Here is a 25,227-nt window from a genome sequence, read left to right as displayed (position 1 = left end):
TGCCCCGCCTTCGCGGGGCATGACAGTCTTTGTTAGAACGGCAGCCCCACATAATTCTCGGACAGCGACGTCATCGCGGCTTGTGACTGCGTGACGTAGTCGAGCTCGGCGACCTGGATGCGCGCGCCGATCGTGCCGTTGTCGGGGAATTTGTGCAGCATCGAGGTCATCCACCAGGAGAAGCGCACGGCCTTCCAGACCCGGGCCAGCGCCTTGGCGGAATAGGCATCGATGCCGGCGCTGGATTTCTCGTCGTAGAACTCGCGGAACGCGCTCGACAGATAATGCGCATCGCTTGCGGCAAGGTTAAGTCCCTTGGCGCCAGTGGGCGGCACGATGTGGGCGGCATCGCCGCACAAAAACATCTTGCCGAAGCGCATCGGCTCGGCGACGAAGCTGCGCAAGGGCGCGATGCTCTTCTCGATCGAGGGGCCGGTGACAAGGCTGTCGGCCGCCTCCTGGTCAAGCCGACTTTTCAGCTCATTCCAGAAGCGATCATCCGGCCACTGGTCGACATGGTCGTCGAGCGAGCATTGGACGTAATGCCGGCTGCGCTTCATCGAGCGCATGGTGCAGAGCGCAAAGCCGCGGGGGTGGTTGGAATAGATCAGCTCATGGCTGACCGGCGGCGTCTCCGACAAAATGCCGAGCCAGCCGAATGGATAGATCCGCTCGAACTCCTCGATCGCCGAGGACGGGACGCTGGCGCGGCTGATGCCGTGAAAGCCGTCGCAGCCGGCGATGAAGTCGCAATCGAGCGTATGGGTGACGCCGTCCTTCACCCAGGTTGCGCGCGGGTGACTGCCATCGAAATCATGCGGCTGCACATCTTTGGCTTCGTAGACGGTGGTGAGGCCGGCTGCTTTCCGCGCGTTCATCAGGTCAAGCGTGACCTCGGTCTGGCCGTAGATCATGACAGTCTTGCCGGTCGCGCCCTTCATGTCGATGCGATGACGGCGGCCGGCAAAGGCAAGCTCGATGCCCTCATGCAGCAGGCCCTCGGCATGCGCCCGCGCGCCGGCGCCGACCTGGTCGAGCAACGCGACGGTTCCCTCCTCCAGAAGGCCTGCGCGGATGCGCCCGAGCACGTAATCCGGGCTCTGCCGCTCCAGAATCAAATTGTCGATGCCGTAGCTGTGCAGAAGTTGCCCAAGCAACAATCCGGCCGGCCCGGCCCCGATGATTGCGACTTTTGTCCGCAATACTTGCTCCTCCCGATCCTGTAGGCTTTCGTCGCGGCTCGCTTGTCGTGCTGATCCGCGCAAGTTAATTATATCATATAATCGTTGGGCAAAAGGGGAGCGCGCGTCGCCGCATCGCGACAAATCCATGCAAAATGGCTGACGTCAATGTCGCGCCAGTTCCGGCTTGAATGCGCCGGCCAATTAGATAACATGTTAATTAAAGAGACCGGGCCATCGAAGCCCGCAGTCACAAAGAGGGAGAGATTCGTGATGAGGAAAGCCTGTCTGGCTTTGCTGCTGGCAGCAAGCGTGACGCCTGCGTTGGCGCAGGACAAGACCTTCGACCTGAAGGTCTCGCACTGGGTGCCGGCATCGCACCCGCTGCAGAAATCCCTGGAAGATTGGGTAGCCGCGGTGAACAAGGATTCCGGCGGCACCATCACGGGCAAGGTGTTTCCGGCCCAGCAGCTCGGCAAGGCTTTCGACCATTACGACATGGCGCGCGATGGCATCGCCGACGTCACCTACGTCAATCCCGGCTACCAGCCCGGCCGCTTCCCGATCATCGGCGCCGGTGAATTGCCGTTCCTGATTTCGGACGCCAAGGGCGGCTCGATGGGGCTGGACGCCTGGTATCGCAAATATGCCGAGAAGGAGATGAAGGACGTCAAATATTGCCTCGCCTTCGTCCACTCGCCCTCCTCCTTCCATTCCAAGACCAAGAAGATCGTGATGCCGGAGGACGTGAAGGGGCTGAAGATCCGTCCCGCCCACGCCACCATGGCCAATTTCGTCACCTCGCTCGGCGGCACCAACGTGCAGTCCTCCGCGCCTGAAGTGCGCGACATCATCGAGCGCGGCGTTGCCGACGGCGTCACCTTCCCCTGGGGCTCCCTGGTGCTGTTCGGCATCGACAAGGTGACCAAGTACGACATGGAGGCGCCGCTCTACACCACGACCTTCGTGTTCGTGATGAACAAGGACAAGTACAACGCGATGTCCGACAAGCAGAAGGCCGCGGTCGACAAGAACTGCTCGATCGAGATGGCCGGCGTGGTCGGCGAATACTGGGGCAAGTTCGAGGACGCCGGCGTCGACAAGGTGAAGGCGGAGACCGATCACGAGGTCTACAAGCTGACGCCCGAGCAGACTGCCGCCTGGAAGAAGGCCGCCGAGCCACTGGTGAAGACCTGGGGCGACGGTGCCAAGAAAGCCGGCGCTGATCCCGACGCAGCGCTGGCGGATCTGAAGGCCTCGCTGAAGAAGTACAACGCGCTGGCGGAGTAGCCTCGCGTCGAAAGGAGCACGGCGGCGAGGGGCATCTCGCCGCCGTGCTCCTGCGGGTGCGCGGTTAGGAGCGCACGATGCTTCCTCTCCCTCTCCCCGCACGCGGGGAGAGGCGAAGGGCCGCGGCCGGGTCGAGAACGAGAATGACATCACACAGGAAACTCCCATGAAGCGCGCCTGGATGGATCGCGTGATCGATTCGATCGAATGGATCGCGGCCGCTTTCGTCGGCATCGTCGCGCTCGACATCTTCCTGTCGGTGCTGTTGCGCAACACGCTGAACTACGCGATCCCCGACTCGTTCGATATCGGCCGGCTGCTGCTCGGCATCCTCATCTTCTGGGGCATCGCGGCGACCTCCTATCGCGGCACCCACATCACGGTCGACCTGGTCTGGGGCAATGTCGGTCCGCGCTATCAGCGCTGGATCGACGTGTTCGCGACCCTGGTGCTGCTGTTCGTCGTCACCGTGCAGACCTGGACGCTGTTCGACAAGGTGCGCGGCACCTACAACGACAACGTCCAGACTTTTGATATGCACATGCCGACCTGGCCGTTCTTCGCAGTGGCCTGGATCGGCGACGTCTCGGCCGTGCTCTTGATCGCGATCCGCACCTACCGATTGATCTTCCATCCGGAAGAGATGCACGACCCCAAGCTGAAGGCGACGGAATAATCATGAGCACCGATGCGGTCGCCATCCTCGGCTTCGTTTCCCTGTTCGCGCTGATGCTGCTGCGCGTGCCCGTCGGCATGGCCATGGGCCTCGTCGGTGTGTCCGGCTTCACCTATCTGGTCGGCGCCACGCCGGCGCTGAAGCTGGTGGGCCAGACCTCGATGCGCACGGTGACCGACTATACGTTCGGCGTCATCCCGATGTTCCTGCTGATGGGCTCCTTCGTCAGCAATTCCGGCATGAGCCGCGAGCTGTTCCGCGCCGCCAACGGCTTTGTCGGGCATCTGCGCGGCGGGCTCGGCATCGCCACCGTCGGCGCCTGCGGCGGCTTTGCCGCAATCTGCGGCTCTTCCGTTGCGACCGCCGCAACCTTCTCCGCGGTCGCCTATCCCGAGATGCGCCGCTTCGGCTACCCGCAGTCGTTCGCGACCGGCGTGATCGCGGCCGGCGGCACGCTAGGCGCGATGCTGCCGCCCTCCACGGTGCTTGCGGTCTACGGCATCATCACCGAGCAGGACATCGGCAAGCTGTTCATGGCCGGCATCATCCCGGGTCTGCTGGCGATGACCATGTACATGATCACGATCTTCCTGATCGGCTATTTCCGCCCCGACTTCCTGCCCAAGGGCAAGGTGCTGCCGTGGCGCGAGCGCTTTGTCGGCTTGAAGGAGATCTGGGCGCCGGTGCTGCTGTTCGTGTTCGTCATCGGCGGCCTCTACGGCCTGCCCTATTTGCCGCGCTTCACCCCGACGGAAGCCGGCGGCGTCGGCGCCGCGGGCGCCTTCATCATCGGCGTGGTCACGGGCCGGCTCGATCGCGAGAAGATTTTGGCTTCGCTGCTCCAGGCGACGCGCACCGCGGCCGCGGTGTTCACCGTGCTGATCGGCGCCTTGATTTTCGGCTATTTCCTCACGGTGACGCAGACCCCGCAAAAGGTGACGGAATTCTTGACCGGCCTCGGCCTCGGCCCCTACGGCGTGCTGGCGCTGATCATGGTGATGTATCTGGTGCTCGGCTGCCTGATGGACGCCATGGCGATGATCATCCTGACCGTGCCGATCATTTTCCCCGTGATCACGCATCTTGGGTTTGACCCGATCTGGTTCGGCGTCATCATCGTCATGACCGTCGAGCTCGGCCTGATCCACCCGCCGGTCGGTATGAACGTCTTTGTCATCAAAAGCGTGGTGAAGGACGTGTCGTTCTCCACCATCTTCAAGGGTGTGATCCCGTTCGTGGCGACCGATCTCGTGAGGCTCGTGATCCTGATCGCGTTTCCCATTCTGGCGACCTGGCTACCAACTCGCATGATGGCGCACTGATGATACCAACCCTCGAAACGAAATACGTCTTCACCATCACCGCCAAAATTGGCGACGTCGTCACCGCCGGCGAAACCGGCATCGGCGTTCGCCGCATCATCCCGATCCTCGGCGGCGAGGTGACGGGCGCAATCGCTGGCAAGGTGCTGCCGTTCGGCGCCGATTTCCAGACCATCCGCCCCAACGAGCTGATCGACCTCGAGGCCAAATACGCCTTCGAGACCGACGACGGCGCGGTCGTCTATGTCGAGAACAAGGGCATGCGCTTCGGCCCGGTCGAGCTGCTGCAAAAGCTCAAGCGCGGCGAGCCGGTCGATCCGAAGCTGATTTATTTTCGCACGGTGCCGAAATTCGAGACCGGGCATGAAAACTATCGCTGGCTGATGGAGCACATTTTTGTGGGCTCCGCCGCGCGGCACGCGGACCGCGTCGTGATCGACGTGCATCAGGTGGTGTGAGGGCTTCATTGACAAAGACGAATAGTGTGTATAAATACACACCATGAATAGCTGGGACATTATCTCGGCCCTTCAGAGGGACGGCTGGGTTCAGGTGGCTCAAAAGGGCAGCCACGTCCAATTCAAGCATCCGACGAAAAGCGGCCGCGTCACGGTCCCTCACCCAAAGCGGGACGTGGCGCTGGGGACGCTGAAGAGCATTGAAAAACAGTCCGGCCTGAAGCTGAGGTGAGCGCCATGCGTCATTACATCGGATTGATCCATAAGGATGCCGACAGCGATTTCGGCGTGTCGTTTCCCGATCTGCCCGGACTCGTGACCGCAGGGACCACGCTCGACGAAGCACGCGATATGGCCGAGGAAGCGCTGGCGTTTCACCTCGAAGGCATGGCGGAAGACGAAGAAGCGATCCCGGAACCTTCGTCGCTCGAAGACATCATGTCAGATCCCGAGAACCGCTCGGGCGTCGCCATTCTGGTGTCGGTGAAAGACAGCCAGCCGAAGATCGTACGCGTCAATGTCACCTTGCCCGGCGACGTGCTGGAGCAGATCGACAGATATGCCGAGGCCCATGGCTACACGCGGTCGGGACTGCTTGCTCAGGCCGCGAAGAAGTTGATCACTGAAGCCGTCTGACCTCGTCATTGCGAGGAGCGAAGCGACGAAGCAATCCAGACCGCTTCCGCGGATACAGTCTGGATTGCTTCGCTGCGCTCGCAATGACGGAAGATGTGGCAACGCCCGCGCTGTAAGGCGCCGTCCCGGGCCCAGCCATATTGACTCCCGCCAAATTCGTTATACAACATAACTATTCTTATAAGGACGCAAATGACACAGGGAAACGCCGAGACCGCTGACGCGGGCGCCTCCGGGCTGTTGAGGATCGAGCGGGCGGACCGGGTTCTGACCGTGGGTCTGAACCGGCCGGCCAAGCGCAATGCGCTCAATGACGGCATCATCCTGGAAATCGGCGAGTGTTTTGCGTCCCTGCCCGAGGATATCGGCGCGGTCGTCATTCACGGCATCGGCGATCATTTCTCCAGCGGTCTCGACCTGTCCGAGCTGCAGGACCACGACGCCACCGGCGGCCTGCTGCATTCGCAGATGTGGCACCGGGTGTTCGACCGCATCCAGTACAGCCGCGTGCCTGTTATCGCTGCGCTCCGGGGCGCCGTGATCGGCGGCGGGCTGGAGCTTGCCTGTGCGGCGCATATCCGCGTCGCCGAGCCCTCGACCTATTTTGCGTTGCCGGAGGGGCAGCGCGGCATCTTCGTCGGCGGTGGCGGCTCGGTGCGGCTGCCGCGGCTGATCGGCGTTGCCCGGATGATGGACATGATGCTGACCGGCCGCGTCTATACCGCGACCGAAGGCGCCTCCTACGGCTTTGCGCAATATCTGACCGAAGCCAACAACGGGCTCGGCAAGGCGCTGGAGCTTGCCACCAAGATCGCCTCCAACGCGCCGCTGACGAATTTCGCCGTGCTCCAGGCGCTGCCGATGATCGCGGAGGCCAATCCCCAGACCGGGCTCTTGATGGAATCGCTGATGGCGACGGTGGCGCAGAGCGACAAAGAGGCAAAACGAAGGATCCGCGAATTCCTCGAGCACAAGACCGCCAAGGTGAAGCCAAAGTCATGAGCGCGCAGCCGTCCTCTTCCAGCATGGAGCGCGGCGCGAGCACTTCCCCGCTGCGGCCCATTTCGTTCGGCGATCCCGTCGTCGACATCGATCGTCGCGACGACGGCACGATTTACCTGCGGCCCAAACAGCCGCTCGGCGACTATCCCGTCCGCATCACCGACCGTCTGCACCACTGGGCGGCGACAACGCCGGACCGAATTTTCATGGCCGAGCGCGAGGGTGGCCGCGGCTGGCGCAAGATCACCTATGCCGAGCTGCTCACCGCGAGCCGGCACATTGCCTCCAGCCTGATCCGGCGCGGCCTGTCGGCGGAGCGGCCGGTCGTCATCCTCTCCGGCAATTCGATCGACCATGCGCTGCTGGCGTTCGGCGCGTTCTATGCCGGCGTTCCGTTCTGCCCGGTGTCGCCGGCCTATTCGCTGGTGTCGAAGGATTACGGAAAACTCTCCTATCTGATGAAGCTGCTGACGCCCGGCCTCGTCTTCGCCGAGGATGCCGACAAGTTTTCGGATGCGCTCGCTGCCAATGTCTCGCTCGGCACCGAGATCGCGGCGTCCTACGGCCACGTGCCGGGCCGCGATGTCACGCTGCTCGCCGACCTCATGGCGACGCCGGTCCGCGGCGATCTCGACGTAATGCACGGCAAGATCGGCCCCGACACGATCGCAAAATTTCTGCTGACCTCGGGCTCGACCGGCAATCCCAAGGCCGTCATCAACACCCAGCGCATGATCTGCGCCAACCAGGTCATGCTGCGCGAGACGCTCGCCTTCCTCAAGGACGAGCCGCCTGTCATCATCGACTGGCTGCCGTGGAACCACACCTTTGGCGGCAACCACAATATCGGGCTGACGCTCTACAATGGCGGCTCGATGTATCTGGACGCCGGCAAGCCGGTGCCTGGCGGTATCGAGGAGACCGTGCGCAATCTCCAGGAGATTTCGCCGACGGTCTACTTCAACGTCCCCAAGGGCTATGAATCGCTGCTGCCCTATTTGCGCGACGACCAGGGCCTGCGCGCAAAATTCTTCGATCGGCTGCACGCGATGTTCTTCTCGGGTGCGGCGCTGTCGCCGTTCGTCTGGAACAGCCTCGACGAGCTCGCGGTGAAGGAGAAGGGTTATCGCGTGCCGATGCTGACCGGGCTTGGCGCGACCGAGACCTCGCCGTTCTTCATGTCGGTCAATCCGCGCACCAGCCGCTCCGGCCATGTCGGCCTGCCCGTCTCGGGCAACGACGCCAAGCTAGTTCCGAACAACGGCAAGATGGAAGTGCGCGCCAAGGGCCCTAACGTGATGCCCGGCTACTGGCGGCAGCCCGAGATCACCGCAAAATCCTTCGACGAGGAAGGGTTTTACATGATGGGCGATGCGCTCAAGCCCGCTGATCCCGATGATCTCAACGCCGGCTTCGATTTCGACGGCCGCGTCAGTGAGGATTTCAAGCTCGGCAGCGGCACCTGGGTCAGTGTCGGCCCGCTGCGCGCGCGGTTTGTTGCGGCCTGCGCGCCGCTGGTGCGCGACGTCGTCATCGCCGGCATCAATCGCGACGAGGTCTCCGCGCTGGTGCTGCTCGATCTCGACGGCTGCCGGCTGATCAACCCGACGCTGCCCGCCGACAACCTCACCGTCACCGCCCGCGACCGGCTGGTTCGCGAAGCTTTTCGCGAGCGCCTGACGCGTTTCCTCTCGTCGGCCACCGGCTCCTCGACGCGGATCACGCGCGCAATCCTGCTGGACGCGCCGCTATCGATCGACAAGGGCGAGGTCACCGACAAGGGCTCGATCAACCAGCGCGCGGTGCTCGAACATCGCGGTGAGCTGATCGACGAGCTCTACGCTGCCAATCCATCGGACCATGTGATATCGGTCGGCTAAGAAACCATCGCACCAGGAGAACGCCATGTTGTTGAAGGATCAGGCAGCCATCGTCACCGGCGGTGCATCGGGACTGGGCGCTGCCACCGCGCGAAAACTGGCGGCGCAGGGCGCCAGGGTCGCGGTGTTCGATCTCAATACCAAGCTTGCGGAGACCGTTGCCGCCGAGATCAAGGGCGTGGCCGTGACCTGCGACGTCTCCGACGCCGCCTCCGCTGAAGCTGCGATCGCGCAGGCGACCAAGGCCCATGGCCCGGCCCGCGTGCTGGTCAGCTGCGCCGGCATCGGCGTCGCAAAACGCGTCGTCGGCCGCGACGGCCCGATGGCGCTCGCCGATTTCGACAAGGTCATCAAGGTCAATTTGATCGGCACCTTCAACATGCTGCGCCTCGCTGCAACCGAGATGTCCAAGCTCGAGCCGCAGGCGACCGGCGAACGCGGCGTCATCATCAACACGGCCTCGGTTGCCGCTTATGACGGCCAGATCGGGCAATCGGCCTATTCGGCGTCGAAGGGCGGCATCGTCGGCATGACGCTGCCGATCGCGCGCGAGCTCGCGCAGTTCGGCGTCCGCGTGCTGACGATTGCGCCCGGCCTGTTCCTCACCCCCCTGCTCGCGAACCTGCCGCAGGAAGCCCAGGATTCGCTGGCCGCCGCGATCCCCTTCCCGCGCCGGCTCGGCCACGCCGACGAATTCGCGGCCCTCGCGCTGCACATGGTCGAGAATTCCTACCTCAACGGCGAAGTGGTGCGCCTCGACGGCTCGCTGCGCATGGCGCCGAAGTAAGGCACACGCCGCATGTTCGTGAACCGGCGCGACGTCCAGATCCAGTGGGGCGACTGCGACCCCGCCAACATCGTCTATTACCCGCGCTATTTCGCGATGTTCGACGATTCGACATCGACCCTGTTCGAGGTCGCCGGGTTCTCGAAGCAGGACCTGGTCAAAAAATACGGCCTGGTGGGCATTCCCATGGTCGACACGCGGTCCAAATTCTACATCCCCTCGACCTATGGCGACTGGATCACCATCGAAACGAAGATCGAGAGCATCAAACGCTCGAGCTTCGAGGTGAAGCACAACGTCTACAAGGGCGAGGCGCTGGCGATCGAGGGCTTTGAGACCCGCGTCCTGGTCGGTCGCGACCCCGACAATCCCGACAAGCTGAAATCGGCACCGTTCCCGGCGGAAATGGTCGCCAAATTCACAGGAAGTTAGATCCGGAACTAAATCGCCGCATCGCCAAAAGAGGGGGCTGAATTACCCCCCGATTTCTGCTTTCAAAGAAACACGTAAAGGGAGGAACAATAGATGAAACGCTTTTACCTGACCGCCGCCATCACCGCGGCGACGCTTGCCCTGCCGGCGCTGCCTGCGCTGGCCCAGACCGCCGGAATCACCATCGGCATCACCACCACCACGACCGGCCCCGGTGCCGCCCTCGGCATTCCCGAGCGTAACGCGCTGGAATTCGTACCGAAGGAGATCGGCGGCGTGCCGCTGAAGGTGATCGTGCTCGACGACGGCGGCGATCCCACCACCGCGACCACCAATGCGCGGCGCTTCGTCACGGAATCCAAGGCCGACATCATCATGGGCTCGGCGCTGACACCGTCGACCATTGCGGTCTCGAACGTCGCCAACGAAGCCGGCATTCCGCATTTCGGCCTCGCGCCATTCCCGATCACGCCGGAACGCATGAAGTGGTCGGTGGCGATGCCGCAGCCGATTCCGATCATGGGCAAGGTGCTCTACCAGCACATGAAGTCGAAGGGCGTGAAGACCGTCGGCTATATCGGCTATTCCGATAGCTACGGCGACCTCTGGTTCAACGACTTCAAGGCCCAGGGCGTGCCGATGGGCATGACCCTTGCGGACGAAGAAAGGTTCGCGCGCCCCGATACCTCGGTCACCGGACAGGTGCTGAAGCTCGTCGCTGCCAATCCCGACGCGATCCTGGTCGGCGCCTCCGGCACCGCCGCCGCGCTGCCGCAGACCGAGCTCCGCGAGCGCGGTTACCAGGGCCTGATCTACCAGACCCACGGCGCGGCCAGCATGGATTTCATCCGCATCGCCGGCAAAGCGGCGGAAGGCGTGCTGATGGCGTCGGGCCCGGTGATGGACCCGGAGGATCAGCCGGACGAAGCAGCGACCAAGAAACCGGGCCTCGCGCTCAACACCGCCTATGAGGGCAAGTACGGTCCGAACAGCCGCAGCCAGTTCGCCGGCCATTCCTACGACGCGTTCGAGGTCCTGAAGCGCGTGATCCCGACGGCGCTGAAAACCGCAAAACCCGGCACGCCGGAATTCCGCGAGGCGATCCGCCAGGCCTTGCTGTCGGAGCGGGAAATCGCGGCAAGCCAGGGTGTCTACAACTTCACCGAAAAGGACCGCTACGGTCTCGACGACCGCTCGCGCATCCTGCTCACGGTCAAGGACGGCAAGTACACGCTGGTGAAGTAAGCGAGGCGTCAGTCTTGAGATGACGAGAGCCGGCCCGATAGGCCGGCTCTTTTTCTTTGTGCGATCCGCTTGAGCGACCTCAGGCGGCCTGCCGCAGCGGCGTCCAGGCGAACTCCGGATAGTACGTGTCCATCATGCGATCGACGTAAGCGGTGAGGTTCGCAAATCCCTCGGCCCGCTGGCGCAGGCCGGATTCGAAGAACGGCGTCAGAATTCCAGCGAGTGCGCCGAAGGCGGTGGCATCGACGCCGCAGGGCTTGCTGCCCATCAGGTACGACTTGTCGCCGAGCTGCACCGACAGCGCGAACAGCGAGCGCACCGCGAGCTCGACGTCGTCATCGGGCGCGTGGCGGCCGAGGCCGGAGAGCAGATAGTTCTCGGCGACGCGGAATTGTGCGTCCTCCCGCAGCTTCTCGCGATTGTGCTCCGGCGCGCCGTCGAAGAAATGCGCAGGCCCCTTGGCGAAATTGACCGGATCGACCCAGCGCGCGCCGACCAGCGCAAAATAAACGTGATGCTCGATCATGCGCTCGAACGCCCAGGCCTGGGCGCGTTCCTGCAACGACAGCCCGGCGTCGAAATCGAAGCCATAGCGGCGCTCGATATGGGCGCGGATGAAGGTGGAATCGGCCACCGCCTCGCCGCCGTCGTCGATGAACGGCAATTGTCCCTTGGGCGAAGCGGGCGGCATCGCGCGCTCTTTCCGATAGGGCAGTCCTGCCATCTTGAGCTGCACCTCGGTCTTGGTGACGAAGGGGCTGATTTCCGGCAGGCCGAAGCCGGTGCCAAAGCCGTAAAGCGTGATCATGCGAGCTCTCCTGAACCTGCGAAAGTTGACGGAACCTATCTGCCGGCTGCTGCCACCATGGTGGCAGCAGCCGTGATATCTTCTGCGAAACGGGCCCCCCGCCAGGCGCGGCCCATCACATGGCGGGCCAGCGCGTTCGCAGCCTGGATCAGCGAGCGCGTCACCACGCTTGCGAGCGCAAACCGGAGGTCGACGGCCATGAGATCGAGCGAAACGAGGCGGCCGAACGCCCAGTTGGACCACATTTGTGTCCGCCACAGCGGAGCCGCCGGGCCGAAATGGGTTGGAATGATCATGGACAAATCCCCTTCAGTCGATGTCTTGTCCCGGTATAGAACCCCCCTGCTGCCAACATCCTGTCAGCATCAACACGCCGTTTCCTGACCCGCCCACGATAAGAGAATTGTCATGAGACGCGCCGACCGGCTGTTTCAGATCATCCAGGTGCTGAGGCGCACGCGTAAGCCGCTGACGGCGGACGCCATCGCGGCCGAGCTCGAGACCTCGAAGCGCACGATCTATCGCGACATCGCAACGCTGATGGGGCAGCGCGTGCCGATCCGCGGCGAAGCCGGCATGGGCTACATCCTGGAAAAGGGTTTCGACCTGCCGCCCTTGATGCTGACACCCGACGAGATCGAGGCGGCGGTGCTGGGCGCACAATGGGTCGCGGGCCATGCCGACTCTGCGCTGGCGCGCGCGGCTGAAGATCTGATGGCCAAGATCGCCGACACCGTGCCCGAGCGCCTGCGTCCCTTCGTGCTGGAGCCGGCGAGCCGGGCGCGGCCGAGCTGGAACAAGGAGCCGGATCGCCTGGACATGGGGCGCACGCGCACTCATATCCACGAAGGCAAGAAGATCATGCTGCGCTATCGCGACGAGCAGGGCCGCCCCAGCGAGCGTATGATCTGGCCGATCTCGGTCGGCTATCTTGAAGCGGTGCGCCTGCTTGCAGCCTGGTGCGAGCTGCGCGGCGACTTCCGCAGCTTCCGCACCGACCGCGTCGTGGACGCGACCTATCTCGACGAGCGATATCCGGAGCGGCGCGACGTGCTGCGCGCGAGATGGCGGCAGAGCCTGGTCTGGGGCCCGCCCAAGGACACATGAGACGATGGACGAGACCTCAACCGTCGACCTGTCGACCTGCTGCCAGGGCTGCGGCGCCTGCTGCGGCTATTCGGAGAACTGGCCGCGCTTCTCGATCGAGAGCGACGAGGAGCTTGCCGCGATTCCCGAGACGCTCGTCAACGCGCGTCAATCCGGCATGCGCTGCGAGGGCGATCGCTGTTCGGCGTTGCAGGGAGAGATTGGAAAGCAGACGGCCTGCGGCATCTATGAAGTACGGCCGGAGGTTTGCCGCACATGCATGCCGGGCGACGCCGAATGCGCGATGGCGCGGCGGAAATTTGGACTGCCGATTCTTGCGGGCCCTTAGGCCGGAACGGCTTCGCTGATCCCGTCAACGCCTTCGGTGACTTCGTCGTCGATCTCGTCGTCCATCGGTGCGAGCACCGAGAGCGGCTTGGTCGACAGCGTGATCGGCTTGCGGCTCCCCGACACCGACGGCGACGATTTGGCCGAGCCTTCGCGCGACAGAGCGTAGAGCGTCGAGCCGACACGGCCGCCGCTCTCGATCAGGTCGCGCTCATTACAGCTGCCTGCGATCGCAACCGCCAGCGAATGCAGATGGCTGCGGCGATAGCAAAACAGCGCCAGCATGGCGCGGACGTCCGGGGTAACAGTCTCAACCAGCCTCGGCAGGCCACTTTCATTGGCGCGATACATCTCGCCAAGGAGTTCGTCACGGACCGGGCAGAAATCGCTTTCAAAGGCGTCGCGGCTTGAAAACATTTAAGTTCTCCCTCGACACGGAAGATGCAGCGCAATTCTCTAATGAAAGGTTAACTACCCTGGGCGGTAGTCACCCGGGGTGGTTGCGCGTGAGCCGCGAATCAGAGGGGCGCGGGCGGGTCGAAACGGGAGTGGTGCGACTATCCTTCGAGACGCCCGCCTTTGGCGGGCTCCTCAGGATGAGGGCTGTTGCTGCTGAAAGATTCTAACCCCTCATGGTGAGGAGGCGCGGAGCGCCGTCTCGAACCATGCCGGCCCGGCAGCCGCTCCAGCCGACTGCCAGCCTCAGTTCGCCGCCATGAAGATCGACAGGCCGAAGCCGGTGAGATGGTGCAGGGCCTGGTCGACGCCGATCAGGGTCCAGAACCAGGGATGGGCGAGGTCGACACCGAAATTGGCCGAGACCAGCCCCTTGGCGCGGTCGATGGTGATGTGGATGACGAAATCGATGAACGCCACGAACCAGAATTTAGGAGCCACGATCAGGATCAGCGGCAGCGCAACCGCAAGGTGAATCAGGCAGTGCACCAGAAGCGGCAGGGCCCAGCCGTGCTTCTGATCCTTGCCCTGCGCCATCCAGGCGGTCTGGAGCACGAAATCGGCGATGATGTGCTTGAAGGTGAGCAGCAGCATCCAGCCAATGAGCGCTTCGATCGGAATCGCCGATGACATGGGTGGAAACGACAAAGCTGACGCCCTCATTGACGTGACAAGAAAAATTGGAGCGTTCAGCGCAACTTCTTCTTGGACCGGTCAAATCGCCGGGCCTCCGATTTATGACATCTCCCGCGGCGGAATGCAGCCGGGGGGAACCGGAAAATCGCCAACTGTGGCTAACTGGTGATAGGATGACCAAACGACGCGGTGGAGTTGAGTAAGGTTATTTTCGGCTCGAAATTTGCATTCCACAACCTTCGCGGTATCATCGACGGCAGAGAATACCGTTCTTTTTTCAGGCGTTTACGAATTACAGGGCGCGCGCAGCGATCACATCCGCGAGCCGTCCGCCACCCGGGAATAAGGCCAAGAGTGCTGCCATGAGTACTGAAGGCCCCACTTCATCGCCGATCGAGCCGCCGCCGCGGCGCCCCAAGGTGATCAAGACCAATCAGCAGCAGGTCTTTCTGTACGTCGTGCTGACCCTTCTGTTGTCGCTTGCCACCGTCTGGGCGGGCCGCACCTGGCTGCACAATTCGGAGACGCTGACCTTTGCCGTCGGCGCCCCCAACAGCGACGAAGCGCTGTTCGCCGCCAAGCTCGCCGCGCTGCTCAAGACCAACGCCTCGCGCTTCCGGATCAAGATCGTCAACAGCCCCGACAATGCCAAGGCGCTGGCGCAGTTCGACCGCAAGCAGGCCGATCTCGCCGTGCTACGCACCGACGCCAAGGTGCCGCTGCGGGCGCGCACGCTCGCAATCCTCGAGCATGATCTCGTGCTCCTGCTCGGTCCGGGCAACAAGAAGATCAAGTCGCTTGCCGAGCTCAAGAAGAAGAAGGTCGCCGTCCTCGCCGAGAACGAATCCTCGCTCGCCTTCGCGCGCAGCATCCTCGACATTCCCGACGGGCCTGATGCCGCGAAGATGATCCAGATGGCGCCGCAGGGCGCAACGCTCGACAAGCTGTTCGCCCCGGCCAGCGGCTTCGGCGCGGTGATCGCGGTCGTCCACGCCTCGAAGGCAGTGCGGGACAAAGGCTATGAGCAGGTCGCCAAACGCGGCGGCTTCACACTGAATGCAATCGACGAGACCAAGGCGCTGGCACGCAGATTCCCGGGTATTTCCGACGAGACGCTGACGGCAGGCACGCTGTCGGCCTCGCCTGAAATTCCCGACGACGACCTCGAGACGATCGGGCTCGAATGGCTGCTGGTCGCGCAATCCAGGATGTCGGCGACCACGGCCGGGGATCTCGCGCGCATCGTTTACGAGAACAAGTCCGCCCTCGGGCTCGACAACGGTTTTGCCAGCAGGATCGAGCCGGCCTCCGTCGAGAAGGACGCCTACGTGATGGCGCATCAGGGCGCGGCCGACTACATCAACGACGACACCAAATCGTTCATGGATAAATACAGCGACCTGATGTATCTCGGCGCCGCCGCGCTCAGCGTCATCGGCTCGATCTTCGCGGCGATCTACGCCAAGATCACAAGGATCGCGCCGGAGAAAGCTGGCGAGCTTTCTACCGCCGTCCTCGACATCGGCGAACGCATCGAGCACGCCCATTCACTGGACCAGCTCGAATGTCTCCAGGACGAGCTCGAGGGCATTTTGCGCGGCGCGGTTATCGGCTTGCGGGACGGCACGATCAGTACCGACGGGCTCGACACCTTCAAGCTCGGCTATGAGTTCGTCCGTGACGAGATCGGCATGCGCCGTGACTATCTCAAACGCCATTGCGCCGATGCCGACAAGGTCGCCCAGGATACTGCCCCTTCCCAGCACGACGAGAGTAATGTCGTGGTGGTGAAGACAGCTCAGAGTGCCTGACCTATCGATTCCAAGGCCTTCCAGCGAAGCTTTGCCGATATTTCCCGAATCATCGGGTTGAATTCGGGAACCCTCCCCGGCCACAACTGTTTGTTCCCGGATACAACCGGAGAACGCGCCATGCGTACGCTCCTCGTCATACTCCTTCTGGGAATGTTGATTGCTGCCGGTTATTTCGCCTATTCGGCAATGTCAGTCGAGGGGGAGGCGCTCCCGACGGAACGCTATGTGGCACTGGCGCTGGGGGCGGGTTTCTCCATCGTCGTCGGCATCGGCTTGATGATGCTCCTGTTTTTCAGCAACCGCCGGGGCTACGACGAGCCGCCACATTTCAGGTAGCGCCCCGGCGCCGATCGTTGACGGCCCCTGCCCGGGCGGGCATTTTGGCATTGAGGTCCCAGCCGGGACCGCCAAAACCGAGCCGCCTTCCCCGATGTCTATGCCGCTGATCTCCGCTCTGGCCCAGTTCGCGGCCGCCACGACCGGCCGCAACATGACCAAGGCGGCCTATGTGGCCGTGGCCGTCGGCGTGCTCAGCATGGTCCTGCTGACGGTCGGCCCGGCCTATGAGACCGCACACCACTGGGTCGATGCCCTGCTGTGGATCTGCCTCGCCTATTTCGTGTTCGAATGGGTGGTCCGGCTGCGCCACATGGCGCGAACCGGGCGCCTTGCGCTCTACATGTCCTCTTCCGCCGGCATCGTCGATGCGATCGGAGCCCTGGCCGTGCCGGTTGCGCTTCTCCTCGGCCTCGAGCCCAAGACGGCCTGGCTGCTCAGCGTGCTCTGGGTGCTGAAGGTGGTGCCGGGCATTCCGGGCCTGCGCCAGCTCCGCCGCGTGCTGGTGCTGGAATCGGGGCCGCTGCTCAGCGTGCTCGTGATCTTCCTGATGGTGGTCTTCCTGGCCTCCGTCGCCGAATATTTCCTGGAGCGGGACGTGCAGCCGCAGACCTTTGGCAGCGTCCCCGCCGCGCTGTGGTGGGCGGTCGTGACAATGACGACGACGGGTTATGGCGACGTCGTGCCGGTCACGCCGGTTGGCCGCATGGTGGCGGCGCTGGTGATGATCTCCGGCCTCGGCGTGTTCGGCCTCTGGACCGGTATTTTGGCCACCGGCTTTGCCGCCGAAACAAGGCGCGACAATTTCCTCAAGACCTGGGAATCCGTCAGCAAGGTGCCGTTCTTCGCGGCGCTTGGGCCTGCCGCCATCGCCGACGTCACCCACATGCTGCGGACCATGGAGCTGCCGGCGCGCACCATGATCATCCGCAAAGGCGCGCAGGGTGATTGCATGTATTTCATCGCCGCCGGTGCGGTCGAGGTCGACCTGCCCGGCAAGAAGGTGCAGCTTGGCGACGGCGCCTTCTTCGGCGAGATGGCGTTGCTCGGCAACAACATGCGCGGCGCCAATGTCTCGACCACGAAGGTGTCGCGGCTGCTGGTGCTCGACCTCGTCGATTTCCGCGTGCTGATGGCACGGCATCCTGATCTTGCCGAGACCATCGATACCGAGGCAAAGCGGCGAACGCTCGAAAACAAGTAAATGGAGACAAGAATGTCGGACATCACCGACGCGGCTTCCGGCCCCGTGCTCGAAATCAATGGCGCACGCGCCACCGTCCGCCTCAACCGTCCAAAACATCTCAACCGGCTCCAGGCCGAGGATCTCGGCGAACTTGTAAAACTGTTCGACCGGATCGAGGCTGATCCCACCATCCGCGTGATGGTGCTGACCGGCACCGGACGCGCGTTCTCCGCAGGCTACGACCTCAACTCGGTGGCAGAACGCGCGGTGAGCGCGAACGAGCAGCAGAGTGCGGGCTCCGCCTTCGAAATGGTCGTCAACCGGCTGGAGGATCTGGGCGTGCCGACGATCTGCCGTCTCAACGGCGGCGTCTATGGCGGCTCGACCGACCTCGCGCTCGCCTGCGATTTCCGCATCGGCGTCGACACCGCCGAGATGTTCATGCCGGCGGCGCGGCTCGGGCTGCATTATTACAGGGGCGGCATCAAACGCTACGTGACGCGGCTCGGCCTCGACAATGCGAAAAAACTGTTTTTGACTGCGCAAAAGATCAGCGCGCCGGAGATGCTGCGGATCGGCTATCTCACCGCCATGGTGCCGGTGGAATTTTTGGATGAAGAGGTCGACAAGCTTGCCGGCATTCTCGCCGGCAACGCGCCGCAGGCGATGCGCGGCATGAAGCGCGCCATCAATGAATTCGCCCGCGGCGAATTGGACGAACCCGCCGCCGACCAGCGCCACCGCGACAGCATGCGCGGCGACGAGATCAAGGAAGGCATCAAGGCCTTTGCGGAGAAGCGAGCGCCGAAATTCTGATCACGCCCGCTTCGACCGCATCGCGCGCACCTGCGTGAGCTTGGAATCGCGGAGGAGCGCCTGATAGCGTTTGCTGTCGATGGCGTAGATCGCGATCCGGCCCTCATTGTCGGCATGAACGCCCCAGCCGAAGCGCTTGCCCAGGCTCGACGCCCTCATGCAGGCCTGCCCCCGGGAGAAGAACGCTTCACGGGCCGCATGCTTCTCCGTTTTCGTCGCCTTCACATCGAGCTCGCGTCCCGGCGCAGACGTCGCGAAGATCACGTCGTCGGACGTATATTCATAGGGCGCCTTGGCGATCATCCCGTATTGCAGGCACGCCACCGTCGGCTTTCCCCCGCGGAGCGGCGGCTCCTCGCCAGTACGCGCAGGACAGTCTTCAGCAACCCGGATGAAAGTGTTGAAGCAGTTGGTCGTGTGCATCGGCTTCGTCATCTGCAACCCCGGATCATTCACCCGCCAGCCGCCGCGGCATGCTGCGCCGCCATCTCCTCATCCGCCGCATTGATCCGCTGGAACGCCGGCCGCGAGGTCATGCGCTCGGCATAGCGAACAAAAACGTCCTTCTTCGGCACGATGCCGAACATCATGGTCCAGCTGAACGCGACACCCCACAGCACGTCGGCGGCCGTCATGCGCTCGCCGAGCAGATACGGTCCCCTCGACAATTGCGTCTCCAGCGCGCCGAGCATGGTGTCGTAGTCGGCATAGGGCGACTGCATGATCGGCGCCGGCTCGCGCTGCATGAACTTGTCGATCAGCGCCGGCTCGAAGGACGCCCCGTAATAGGCGATCCAGCGCAGATAGGGGCCGCGCAACGGATCGTTCAGCGCGGGCGTCAGCCCTGCCTGCGGGAAGAGATCGGCGAGATAGATGGTGATCGCGACCTGCTCGGTCACCAGCGCTTCGCCGTGGCGGATCGCCGGCACCTTGCCGAGCGGATTGATGGCGAGAAAAGCCGGCTGGCGCTGCTCGCCGGCCTTCATGTTGAGGACATGGAGATCGTAGGGAGCGCCGAGCTCCTCCAGCAGCACCCGCGTGCCGGTGGCGCGGCTTTGCGGCGAATAATACAGGGTGACGCGGTGGGAATCGGTCATGGCAAATCTCCATCTGGCCGGCTGGCGATTGTGCTTGTAGCGGACCATACCTGACATCCTGTGTCAGGTATGGTTTAAGAGAGCATGCGCGCGAGCCGAATGATGTCGATCCTCACCACCCTCCAGGCCAGAGGGCAGGTCACCGCGCCCGAGCTTGCGGAGGCCTGCGAGGTCTCGGTGCGCACAATCTATCGCGACATCGACGCGCTCGCGGCATCCGGCGTCCCCGTTTATGCCGACCGCGGCGCGGAGGGCGGCTATCGCCTGCTCGACGGCTATCGCGTGCGGCTGAACGGCCTGTCGCAGAACGAGGCGGAAGCGCTGTTCCTCGCAGGGCTCCCGGGCCCTGCGGCGGCGCTCGGGCTGGATGCGGCGATGATCGCGGCGCAGAACAAGCTGATGGCGGCGCTGCCCGCCAACCTGCGCGAAGACGCCGGACGGATGCAGGAGCGCTTTCACCTCGACGCGCCGGGCTGGTTCGGCGAGACAGAAGAGCCAAAACATCTGCGCGCCATTGCCGGGGCGGCTTTGCGCGGGACATTGATCAAGATCCGCTACCAGAGCTGGCGCGCCGAGAAGCAACGCCGCGTGGCGCCGCTGGGTCTCGTGCTGAAGGGCGGCAGCTGGTATCTCGCGGGACAAGTCGACGGCAGCGTGCGCACCTATCGTATCGCGCGCGTGCTCGACTGTACCGCACTCGACGACCGCTTCGATCGCCCCGCCGATTTCGATCTTGCCGCCTATTGGCGAGATGCAACGCTCCGCCTCGAAGCCGAGATGCATCCCAATATCGCGGTCGTCCGGCTATCGCCGCTCGGCGTCAAATTGCTGGACGCGCTGAGCCAGCCATACGTCAGGGCGCGCACACAGATCGAAGAAGCCACCGACGCAGACGGCTGGCGCATCGCGAGAGTGCCGACCGGCAAGACCTCATGGCATGCCGTCGCCGAATTGCTGCGGCTCGGCTCCGAGGCCGAGGTGCTGGAGCCGGCTGATCTTCGCGAGAAGATGACGGAGATGATTCAGGCGATGGCTGCGCGCTACCGCGCAGCGGCGCGGAAAGCCTGACGACGGCGCATCTCGCCGCGGCCCACGAAACAATCCTGAAACACGATTCCCGGCTCGCGTCATGAACGCATTCGCGTTTCGACCCGACGGAGATGCAGGGACACAACAACGGCCGTTGCGCCACACTGGAGAATGAAAATGTTTCGTAAGCTTGCCCTTGGTCTGATCGCTGCCGGTTCGCTCGGTGCCGCCGCTCTCGCACCCACCGCCGCTTCGGCCCACGGCTTCCATCACTGGGGTCCGGGCTGGGGCTTTGGCGGCGTCTATGTCAACACCGGCACCAGCAACTGCTACCAGGAGCGCGTCATCCAGACCCGCCACGGCATGCGCGTCCGCGTCGTGAATGTCTGCGCCTACGGGATCTACTGATACTTCGCATCCACGCCAAAGCCCCGATCGCTGCGCGATCGGGGCTTTGGGCATTTCGCTCGTCCAGCTTCCGCAATGTCGCCAAGCATGGCGAGATCATCGAACCTGGGTGAGGCCGATCTGTTGACGATCGCCGCCGTCCGCGGCGAAGGCCGCGTGATCCGGCATCGTCGGCAATTGCTGGCTCGTCCAGGCCGCACGTTGGGCCACGAACTCATTACGCCGCGAAATCCAGCTTTCCGCGCGCGCGAGCCTTAGCGACGGGCTGAAGAAATACCCCTGACCTATGTCGCATCCCGCGCGTCGAAGAGCCGCCAGCGACTCTGCGGTCTCGACGCCTTCGGCGACGACCTTCATGTTGAAGGCGCGCCCCAGCCCAACCGAGGCCTCGATGATCTTCATCATGTCTTCATCGTCTTCGCAGCCGTTGACGAAGGAACCGTCGATCTTGAGCTCGCTGAACGGCAACTTGACGAGCGCGGCAAGCGAGGAATAGCCGGTTCCGAAATCGTCGATGGCGGTCCCGATGTTCTTGAGGCGGAGCCGCACCAGAACGTCGGTGGCACGGTCGACGTCAGCCATCGCGGTCGTTTCCGTGATCTCGACGATCAGGCAATGTGCCGGCACCTGCTCCTTGCGCAAGACCTCCTCGATTCGTTCCGGCAATGCGAGGTCGGACAACAGCGATCCGGACACGTTCACGGCAATCGTGAAGTCGGAATATCGATCGATCAGCTTGCGTCCCTGCGACATCGCCGAGGTGAGTAATGTATCGGTGAGTTCCGGCATCAAGCCGCACTGCTCGGCGACCGGTATGAATGTCGCAGGCGAAACGATGCCGAGTTCAGACGTGCGCCAGCGCGCAAGCGCCTCGACTCCGACAACCCTCCCGCTCGCAAGCTCCACTTTCGGCTGAAATTCGACGACAAACTCGCCTTGCCTGATGCCGGCGGCAATGCGCTCCGGAGAGACATCCACGCTCGCCGCGCCGACGACCGTAGACGACCGCTGACGCCGCGGCGATTGCAGCAAATCCTTCAACTCGTCGAGATCGAGCGGTTTGCTCAAAGTGCCGATAATCGAGAGCCCCAACGCCTCTGCCACGCGCCTGGTCGATTTCAGAACGCGACCATCACAGCCGCTGATGACCGCAATCGACATGTCGCGAAGGCCGCGATCGGCGACGAACCGCAGCAGTTCGATCCCGTCGCGCTCGCCGAGCGAGAGATCGAGGGTCATCACGTCGAAAGCTTCTCTTGCCAAGGCAGATTCGGCGAGTTCCAGCGACGGGACGATCAGGCAATCGTACCCGATCTTGGCGCCGATCTTTCCGACGACGGTTCGTTGCACGAGATCGTCGTCAACGACCAGCAACCGCCCCAGTGAATTTTCGGTCTGACGGGAAATTCCTCGCATTATTCAATCTCCATATTTGCGGCAAGCAAAACAGACCTTGCGAAATCGACAGTCTCTTCAATGATCTTCCGCAGCGACAACGTGGCTTTCTTCAACTGTTCGGGGCTCATGCACAGGGCGTACTGCTCGACTTCGGAGGCGAGCATCGACAGTGTCAAAAAGCCGAACGTCCCCGCCGAACTCTTGATCGAATGGGCTTCCTGCCGCACCAGCACGGGATCGGGACATGCAGTATCGAGCACGGCGATTTTCCGGTTGGTGTCGTCCAGGAACGCTCTCAGGACTTCTGCGGTGTCCTCCGGGCCAAGCTCGGAAATCAGCTGCCGAAGGACATCCTTGTCAAACGTCTCGACGTCCTTCATGCGGTCAGCTTCCTCTCCGGCCTGGCGAATTTGCGTTGCAACGCGGCGCCGAGCCGCTCACGCGTCACCGGCTTGGTGACAAAGTCGTCCATACCCGCCGCGATACACGCGAGTTCGTCCTGCCTGCTTGCATTCGCGGTGAGTGCGATGATGTAGATGTCCCGCGCCGGCGGCGGCAGCTGGCGGATCGCGCGCGAAGCGGCGAGCCCATCCATCTCCGGCATCATCATGTCCATCAGCACGAGGTCATAAGTACCACTCGCGATCGCCGCCACCGCCTTCAGTCCGGTGTCGACGACGTCAGGTTCCGAACCCAGCTTCTCGAGGAGCTTGCGGATCACGAACTGGTTCGTGATGTTGTCTTCGGCGACCAGCACGCGCAGCGATTCCGCGCCCTCGCCGCTCGCCGGGGCCAGCATGACCCGCTCCGGGACGGCGCGGGTTGCGGAGACCGCTTCGGAGTTGTAGCGCCCCGCGACCTCCACCGAGAACGCAAAGGTGCTGCCGCTCCCCACAACGCTCTGAACCGAGATTTCGCCACCCATGCAACTCACGAGGCGTTTGCAGATCGCAAGCCCCAACCCGGTGCCACCGAAACGACGCGAGATCGAGCTGTCCAGCTGCGAGAACTCCCGGAACAGCAGGCCAAGGGCGTCCTGCGGGATGCCGACGCCGGTATCGCGAACGGTGAAGGCCAACCTCGACCGTCCCGGTCCCGCGGGGCTGGCCTTCACCGTGACGTCGACAGTTCCGGCCTCGGTAAACTTGATGGCATTTCCGACCAGGTTGAGCAGCACCTGACGAATGCGCGCGGGGTCGCCGACGATCGTGTGCGGCACAAGATCGTCGATCGTGCAACTCAGCCGCAGGCCCTTCTCCTTGGCGCGCAACGTCAACAGGTCGACCACGGCCGATACCGACTTGCGAACGTCGAACTCGATGCGCTCGAACTCCAGCCGATGAGCGTCGAGCTTGGAGAAGTCGAGCACGTCGTTGAGGATTTGCAGGAGGTAATCTGCCGAGTCCCGCAGGGTCGCTGCGATCTGCTTCTGATCGGCAGACAGCTCCGTGGACAGCAGGACGTCCGCCATACCGATGACACCGTTCATGGGCGTGCGGATCTCGTGGCTCATCATGGCCAGGAATTCGGACCGGGCGTGCGAGCCGGCTTCGGCCGCATCGCGAGACTTCGCAAGGCCGGCCTGATAGCGGATGATCAGGGCCGTAACGACGCCGAACACGAGGCTCAGCAGTGCTCCCGCGATGATGTCCCTGTCGCGTTCGCGCAGGTAGCCTGCGAAGACTTCCTCCGTGGCTTGTCCGATCACCACGGCCAACGGGTAGCCCTCGATCTTGCGGTAGGAGAGCAGACGCTCAGCACCATCGAGCTTGCTGCGGCCGACATAGGAGCCGCTCGGACTTTTCGAGATGTGGCTGAGCAACGGGCTTGCCGCGATCGATTCGCCGATGGCGGAAGGGCCGCTGGCACCGCGCGCCCGGACGATCCCGTCGAGGCCGACGAGAGAGGCCGAGCCCTTTCGTCCAATGTCGATCGAATTGTAGAACCGCGCCAGATATTCGGGATCGAGCGACACCACGGCCACTCCCGCGAAAGAGCCATCCTTCGCGATGATTCTTCGCGTCAGCTGGAGCGACCATTTGTTCGAGACCCGCCCGAAGACGGGCTTGCTGATGAAGAGGAAATCGTCAGTCCCGTCAGCGTGGACGCGAAAATGCTCCCGGTCGTGCAAATCGAGCCCCTTCACGCTCGGATCGATGTTGCTTGCCAGCATGATCCCGTTCTTGTCGATGATCACGACCTGGAACGCGAAGCCCGAGAGAAACTGACTGCTCCTCCACAGTGGAAAATCGAAGCCGCCCGGTTCTCTGACGTAAGAACTTCGCACAACCAGCAAGGTCTGGTCGGCCGCCATGATCGAGCGAATGATTTGTTCCTCGAAAGCGCGCGCCAAATTCGAGCCGTTTTGCAGGGCTGCATGCTCGGAGCGCGACCGCTCTTGCGCGATGCTGTAGAGGATTCCGCTCCAGACCAGCGCGACTGCCGCGATGCCGAACAGCGCGCTGCCAAAGCGCCCGACCTGCCGCGCGAACCAATCGAGCCCTTTCAGGCCCGAACGCTGTGCTGTGGAATTGGCGGTGGCCATGTCGTCTCCTCGCGGAAGACGCTAGGTGAGAACGTTAGACTTGTCGTGAAAGGCTTCGACTAAAAGTCGCCCGATCATGCAGGGGCGCGCTAACCAAACTCTCCGCGCGACAAAGGGGGCCACAAGCCTCTGATATCGCCGCTATATTTTAAGTCCGCGAGGGCGCTGCGCCGGCAAGGTATCCGGGTGCTCGCGACGACAGGAATTCGCGCTTAGCATGGCGTGAAGACTCGTATCGGAAACGCGCAACAAGCCGGAGCAATCCCCGTAGTCTTCCGGTGACAGCGTCGATGACGAGTGGGACGTTGGCATAATGATGAACGCCACGGGAGACCCGCTGCAATCGCGTGCAGGC

29 protein-coding genes are annotated in these 25,227 nt (G+C 63.2%); 19 read left to right on the top strand and 10 right to left on the bottom strand.

Annotated features, from left to right (window positions below):
- Positions 1-32 precede the first annotated feature (32 nt).
- On the bottom strand, positions 33-1,202 hold the full coding sequence (pobA, locus tag BMW89_RS29140; protein ID WP_092031930.1) for a 4-hydroxybenzoate 3-monooxygenase: 1,170 nt from the start codon (positions 1,200-1,202) through the stop codon (positions 33-35).
- Positions 1,203-1,454: 252 nt separating this feature from the next.
- Between pobA and BMW89_RS29135 the strand changes: the two genes are divergently transcribed.
- From BMW89_RS29135 to BMW89_RS29085, 11 genes are all read left to right on the top strand, one after another.
- Positions 1,455-2,471, top strand: a complete 1,017-nt coding sequence (locus BMW89_RS29135; protein WP_092031926.1) for a TRAP transporter substrate-binding protein — start codon at positions 1,455-1,457, stop codon at positions 2,469-2,471.
- A gap of 166 nt (positions 2,472-2,637) precedes the next feature.
- Positions 2,638-3,147 (top strand): TRAP transporter small permease, encoded by a 510-nt coding sequence (locus BMW89_RS29130; protein WP_092031921.1) that lies wholly within the window; start codon positions 2,638-2,640, stop codon positions 3,145-3,147.
- Positions 3,148-3,149: 2 nt separating this feature from the next.
- On the top strand, positions 3,150-4,469 hold the full coding sequence (locus tag BMW89_RS29125; RefSeq protein WP_092031916.1) for a TRAP transporter large permease: 1,320 nt from the start codon (positions 3,150-3,152) through the stop codon (positions 4,467-4,469).
- Positions 4,469-4,927 (top strand): DUF3237 domain-containing protein, encoded by a 459-nt coding sequence (locus BMW89_RS29120; RefSeq protein WP_092031912.1) that lies wholly within the window; start codon positions 4,469-4,471, stop codon positions 4,925-4,927. Before BMW89_RS29125 ends, BMW89_RS29120 begins: the two co-directional genes overlap by 1 nt.
- Positions 4,928-4,970: 43 nt before the next feature.
- Positions 4,971-5,159, top strand: a complete 189-nt coding sequence (locus tag BMW89_RS29115; RefSeq protein ID WP_092031908.1) for a type II toxin-antitoxin system HicA family toxin — start codon at positions 4,971-4,973, stop codon at positions 5,157-5,159.
- 5 nt (positions 5,160-5,164) lie between these two features.
- Positions 5,165-5,563, top strand: coding sequence for a type II toxin-antitoxin system HicB family antitoxin (locus tag BMW89_RS29110; RefSeq protein ID WP_092031903.1), 399 nt, complete (start codon positions 5,165-5,167; stop codon positions 5,561-5,563).
- 192 nt (positions 5,564-5,755) lie between these two features.
- Positions 5,756-6,565: a crotonase/enoyl-CoA hydratase family protein gene (locus tag BMW89_RS29105; RefSeq protein WP_092031900.1), complete on the top strand. Its 810-nt coding sequence runs from the start codon at positions 5,756-5,758 to the stop codon at positions 6,563-6,565.
- Positions 6,562-8,445, top strand: a complete 1,884-nt coding sequence (locus BMW89_RS29100) for a feruloyl-CoA synthase (protein ID WP_092031897.1) — start codon at positions 6,562-6,564, stop codon at positions 8,443-8,445. The genes BMW89_RS29105 and BMW89_RS29100 overlap by 4 nt, the downstream gene beginning before the upstream one ends.
- Before the next feature lie 25 nt (positions 8,446-8,470).
- Positions 8,471-9,232: an SDR family NAD(P)-dependent oxidoreductase gene (locus BMW89_RS29095; RefSeq protein ID WP_092031888.1), complete on the top strand. Its 762-nt coding sequence runs from the start codon at positions 8,471-8,473 to the stop codon at positions 9,230-9,232.
- Positions 9,233-9,244: 12 nt separating this feature from the next.
- Positions 9,245-9,664: an acyl-CoA thioesterase gene (locus tag BMW89_RS29090; protein ID WP_092031885.1), complete on the top strand. Its 420-nt coding sequence runs from the start codon at positions 9,245-9,247 to the stop codon at positions 9,662-9,664.
- A gap of 93 nt (positions 9,665-9,757) precedes the next feature.
- On the top strand, positions 9,758-10,909 hold the full coding sequence (locus BMW89_RS29085) for an ABC transporter substrate-binding protein (RefSeq protein ID WP_092031882.1): 1,152 nt from the start codon (positions 9,758-9,760) through the stop codon (positions 10,907-10,909).
- Positions 10,910-10,988: 79 nt separating this feature from the next.
- On the opposite strand, the gene BMW89_RS29080 is transcribed toward BMW89_RS29085, so the two are convergent.
- Positions 10,989-11,717, bottom strand: a complete 729-nt coding sequence (locus BMW89_RS29080; protein ID WP_092031877.1) for a glutathione S-transferase family protein — start codon at positions 11,715-11,717, stop codon at positions 10,989-10,991.
- Between the two features lie 35 nt (positions 11,718-11,752).
- Positions 11,753-12,013, bottom strand: a complete 261-nt coding sequence (locus BMW89_RS29075; RefSeq protein ID WP_092031873.1) for a hypothetical protein — start codon at positions 12,011-12,013, stop codon at positions 11,753-11,755.
- A gap of 112 nt (positions 12,014-12,125) precedes the next feature.
- Between BMW89_RS29075 and BMW89_RS29070 the strand changes: the two genes are divergently transcribed.
- Positions 12,126-12,824 carry a helix-turn-helix transcriptional regulator gene (locus BMW89_RS29070; protein ID WP_092031870.1) on the top strand — a complete coding sequence of 233 codons (699 nt, stop codon included), beginning with the start codon at positions 12,126-12,128 and terminating at the stop codon, positions 12,822-12,824.
- 4 nt (positions 12,825-12,828) lie between these two features.
- Positions 12,829-13,152, top strand: a complete 324-nt coding sequence (locus tag BMW89_RS29065) for a YkgJ family cysteine cluster protein (RefSeq protein WP_092031865.1) — start codon at positions 12,829-12,831, stop codon at positions 13,150-13,152.
- On the opposite strand, the gene BMW89_RS29060 is transcribed toward BMW89_RS29065, so the two are convergent.
- Positions 13,149-13,568 carry a hypothetical protein gene (locus BMW89_RS29060; protein ID WP_092031862.1) on the bottom strand — a complete coding sequence of 140 codons (420 nt, stop codon included), beginning with the start codon at positions 13,566-13,568 and terminating at the stop codon, positions 13,149-13,151. The genes BMW89_RS29065 and BMW89_RS29060 overlap by 4 nt on opposite strands.
- A gap of 285 nt (positions 13,569-13,853) precedes the next feature.
- Positions 13,854-14,201 (bottom strand): DUF3307 domain-containing protein, encoded by a 348-nt coding sequence (locus tag BMW89_RS29055; RefSeq protein ID WP_050994376.1) that lies wholly within the window; start codon positions 14,199-14,201, stop codon positions 13,854-13,856.
- A gap of 404 nt (positions 14,202-14,605) precedes the next feature.
- On the opposite strand from BMW89_RS29055, the gene BMW89_RS29050 reads away from it, so the two are divergent.
- From BMW89_RS29050 to BMW89_RS29035, 4 genes are all read left to right on the top strand, one after another.
- The gene (locus BMW89_RS29050; RefSeq protein WP_092031854.1) at positions 14,606-16,054 is read left to right on the top strand and encodes a TAXI family TRAP transporter solute-binding subunit; all 1,449 of its coding nucleotides are present in this window, start codon (positions 14,606-14,608) and stop codon (positions 16,052-16,054) included.
- A gap of 120 nt (positions 16,055-16,174) precedes the next feature.
- Positions 16,175-16,393, top strand: coding sequence for a hypothetical protein (locus tag BMW89_RS29045; RefSeq protein ID WP_092032343.1), 219 nt, complete (start codon positions 16,175-16,177; stop codon positions 16,391-16,393).
- 94 nt (positions 16,394-16,487) lie between these two features.
- Positions 16,488-17,597, top strand: a complete 1,110-nt coding sequence (locus BMW89_RS29040) for a cyclic nucleotide-gated ion channel (RefSeq protein ID WP_092031851.1) — start codon at positions 16,488-16,490, stop codon at positions 17,595-17,597.
- 12 nt (positions 17,598-17,609) lie between these two features.
- Positions 17,610-18,395 (top strand): enoyl-CoA hydratase/isomerase family protein, encoded by a 786-nt coding sequence (locus BMW89_RS29035; RefSeq protein WP_092031848.1) that lies wholly within the window; start codon positions 17,610-17,612, stop codon positions 18,393-18,395.
- On the opposite strand, the gene BMW89_RS29030 is transcribed toward BMW89_RS29035, so the two are convergent.
- Positions 18,396-18,830: a DUF6157 family protein gene (locus BMW89_RS29030; RefSeq protein ID WP_177196394.1), complete on the bottom strand. Its 435-nt coding sequence runs from the start codon at positions 18,828-18,830 to the stop codon at positions 18,396-18,398.
- Positions 18,831-18,847: 17 nt separating this feature from the next.
- Positions 18,848-19,492: a glutathione S-transferase family protein gene (locus BMW89_RS29025; protein ID WP_092031845.1), complete on the bottom strand. Its 645-nt coding sequence runs from the start codon at positions 19,490-19,492 to the stop codon at positions 18,848-18,850.
- 84 nt (positions 19,493-19,576) lie between these two features.
- On the opposite strand from BMW89_RS29025, the gene BMW89_RS29020 reads away from it, so the two are divergent.
- The gene (locus BMW89_RS29020) at positions 19,577-20,560 is read left to right on the top strand and encodes a helix-turn-helix transcriptional regulator (protein ID WP_092031842.1); all 984 of its coding nucleotides are present in this window, start codon (positions 19,577-19,579) and stop codon (positions 20,558-20,560) included.
- 138 nt (positions 20,561-20,698) lie between these two features.
- Positions 20,699-20,929: a hypothetical protein gene (locus tag BMW89_RS29015; protein WP_092031839.1), complete on the top strand. Its 231-nt coding sequence runs from the start codon at positions 20,699-20,701 to the stop codon at positions 20,927-20,929.
- Between the two features lie 96 nt (positions 20,930-21,025).
- Here the strand turns inward: BMW89_RS29015 and BMW89_RS29010 are convergent, their stop codons facing one another.
- The 3 genes from BMW89_RS29010 to BMW89_RS29000 are packed head-to-tail and all read right to left on the bottom strand — an operon-like array spanning position 21,026 to position 24,872.
- Entirely contained in the window at positions 21,026-22,345 is a 1,320-nt protein-coding gene (locus BMW89_RS29010; protein ID WP_092031836.1) for an EAL domain-containing response regulator, read from the bottom strand.
- The gene (locus tag BMW89_RS29005; RefSeq protein ID WP_092031833.1) at positions 22,345-22,707 is read right to left on the bottom strand and encodes an Hpt domain-containing protein; all 363 of its coding nucleotides are present in this window, start codon (positions 22,705-22,707) and stop codon (positions 22,345-22,347) included. The genes BMW89_RS29010 and BMW89_RS29005 overlap by 1 nt, the downstream gene beginning before the upstream one ends.
- Positions 22,704-24,872, bottom strand: a complete 2,169-nt coding sequence (locus BMW89_RS29000) for a hybrid sensor histidine kinase/response regulator (RefSeq protein ID WP_092031830.1) — start codon at positions 24,870-24,872, stop codon at positions 22,704-22,706. Before BMW89_RS29000 ends, BMW89_RS29005 begins: the two co-directional genes overlap by 4 nt.
- Positions 24,873-25,227 lie beyond the last annotated feature (355 nt).

Origin of the sequence: Bradyrhizobium sp. OK095 (assembly GCF_900109945.1) — a bacterium.
Taxonomy (GTDB): Bacteria; Pseudomonadota; Alphaproteobacteria; order Rhizobiales; family Xanthobacteraceae; genus Bradyrhizobium.
The sequence above is the reverse complement of the archived record's forward strand: the minus strand, read 5'-3'. Positions and strand labels throughout refer to the sequence as shown.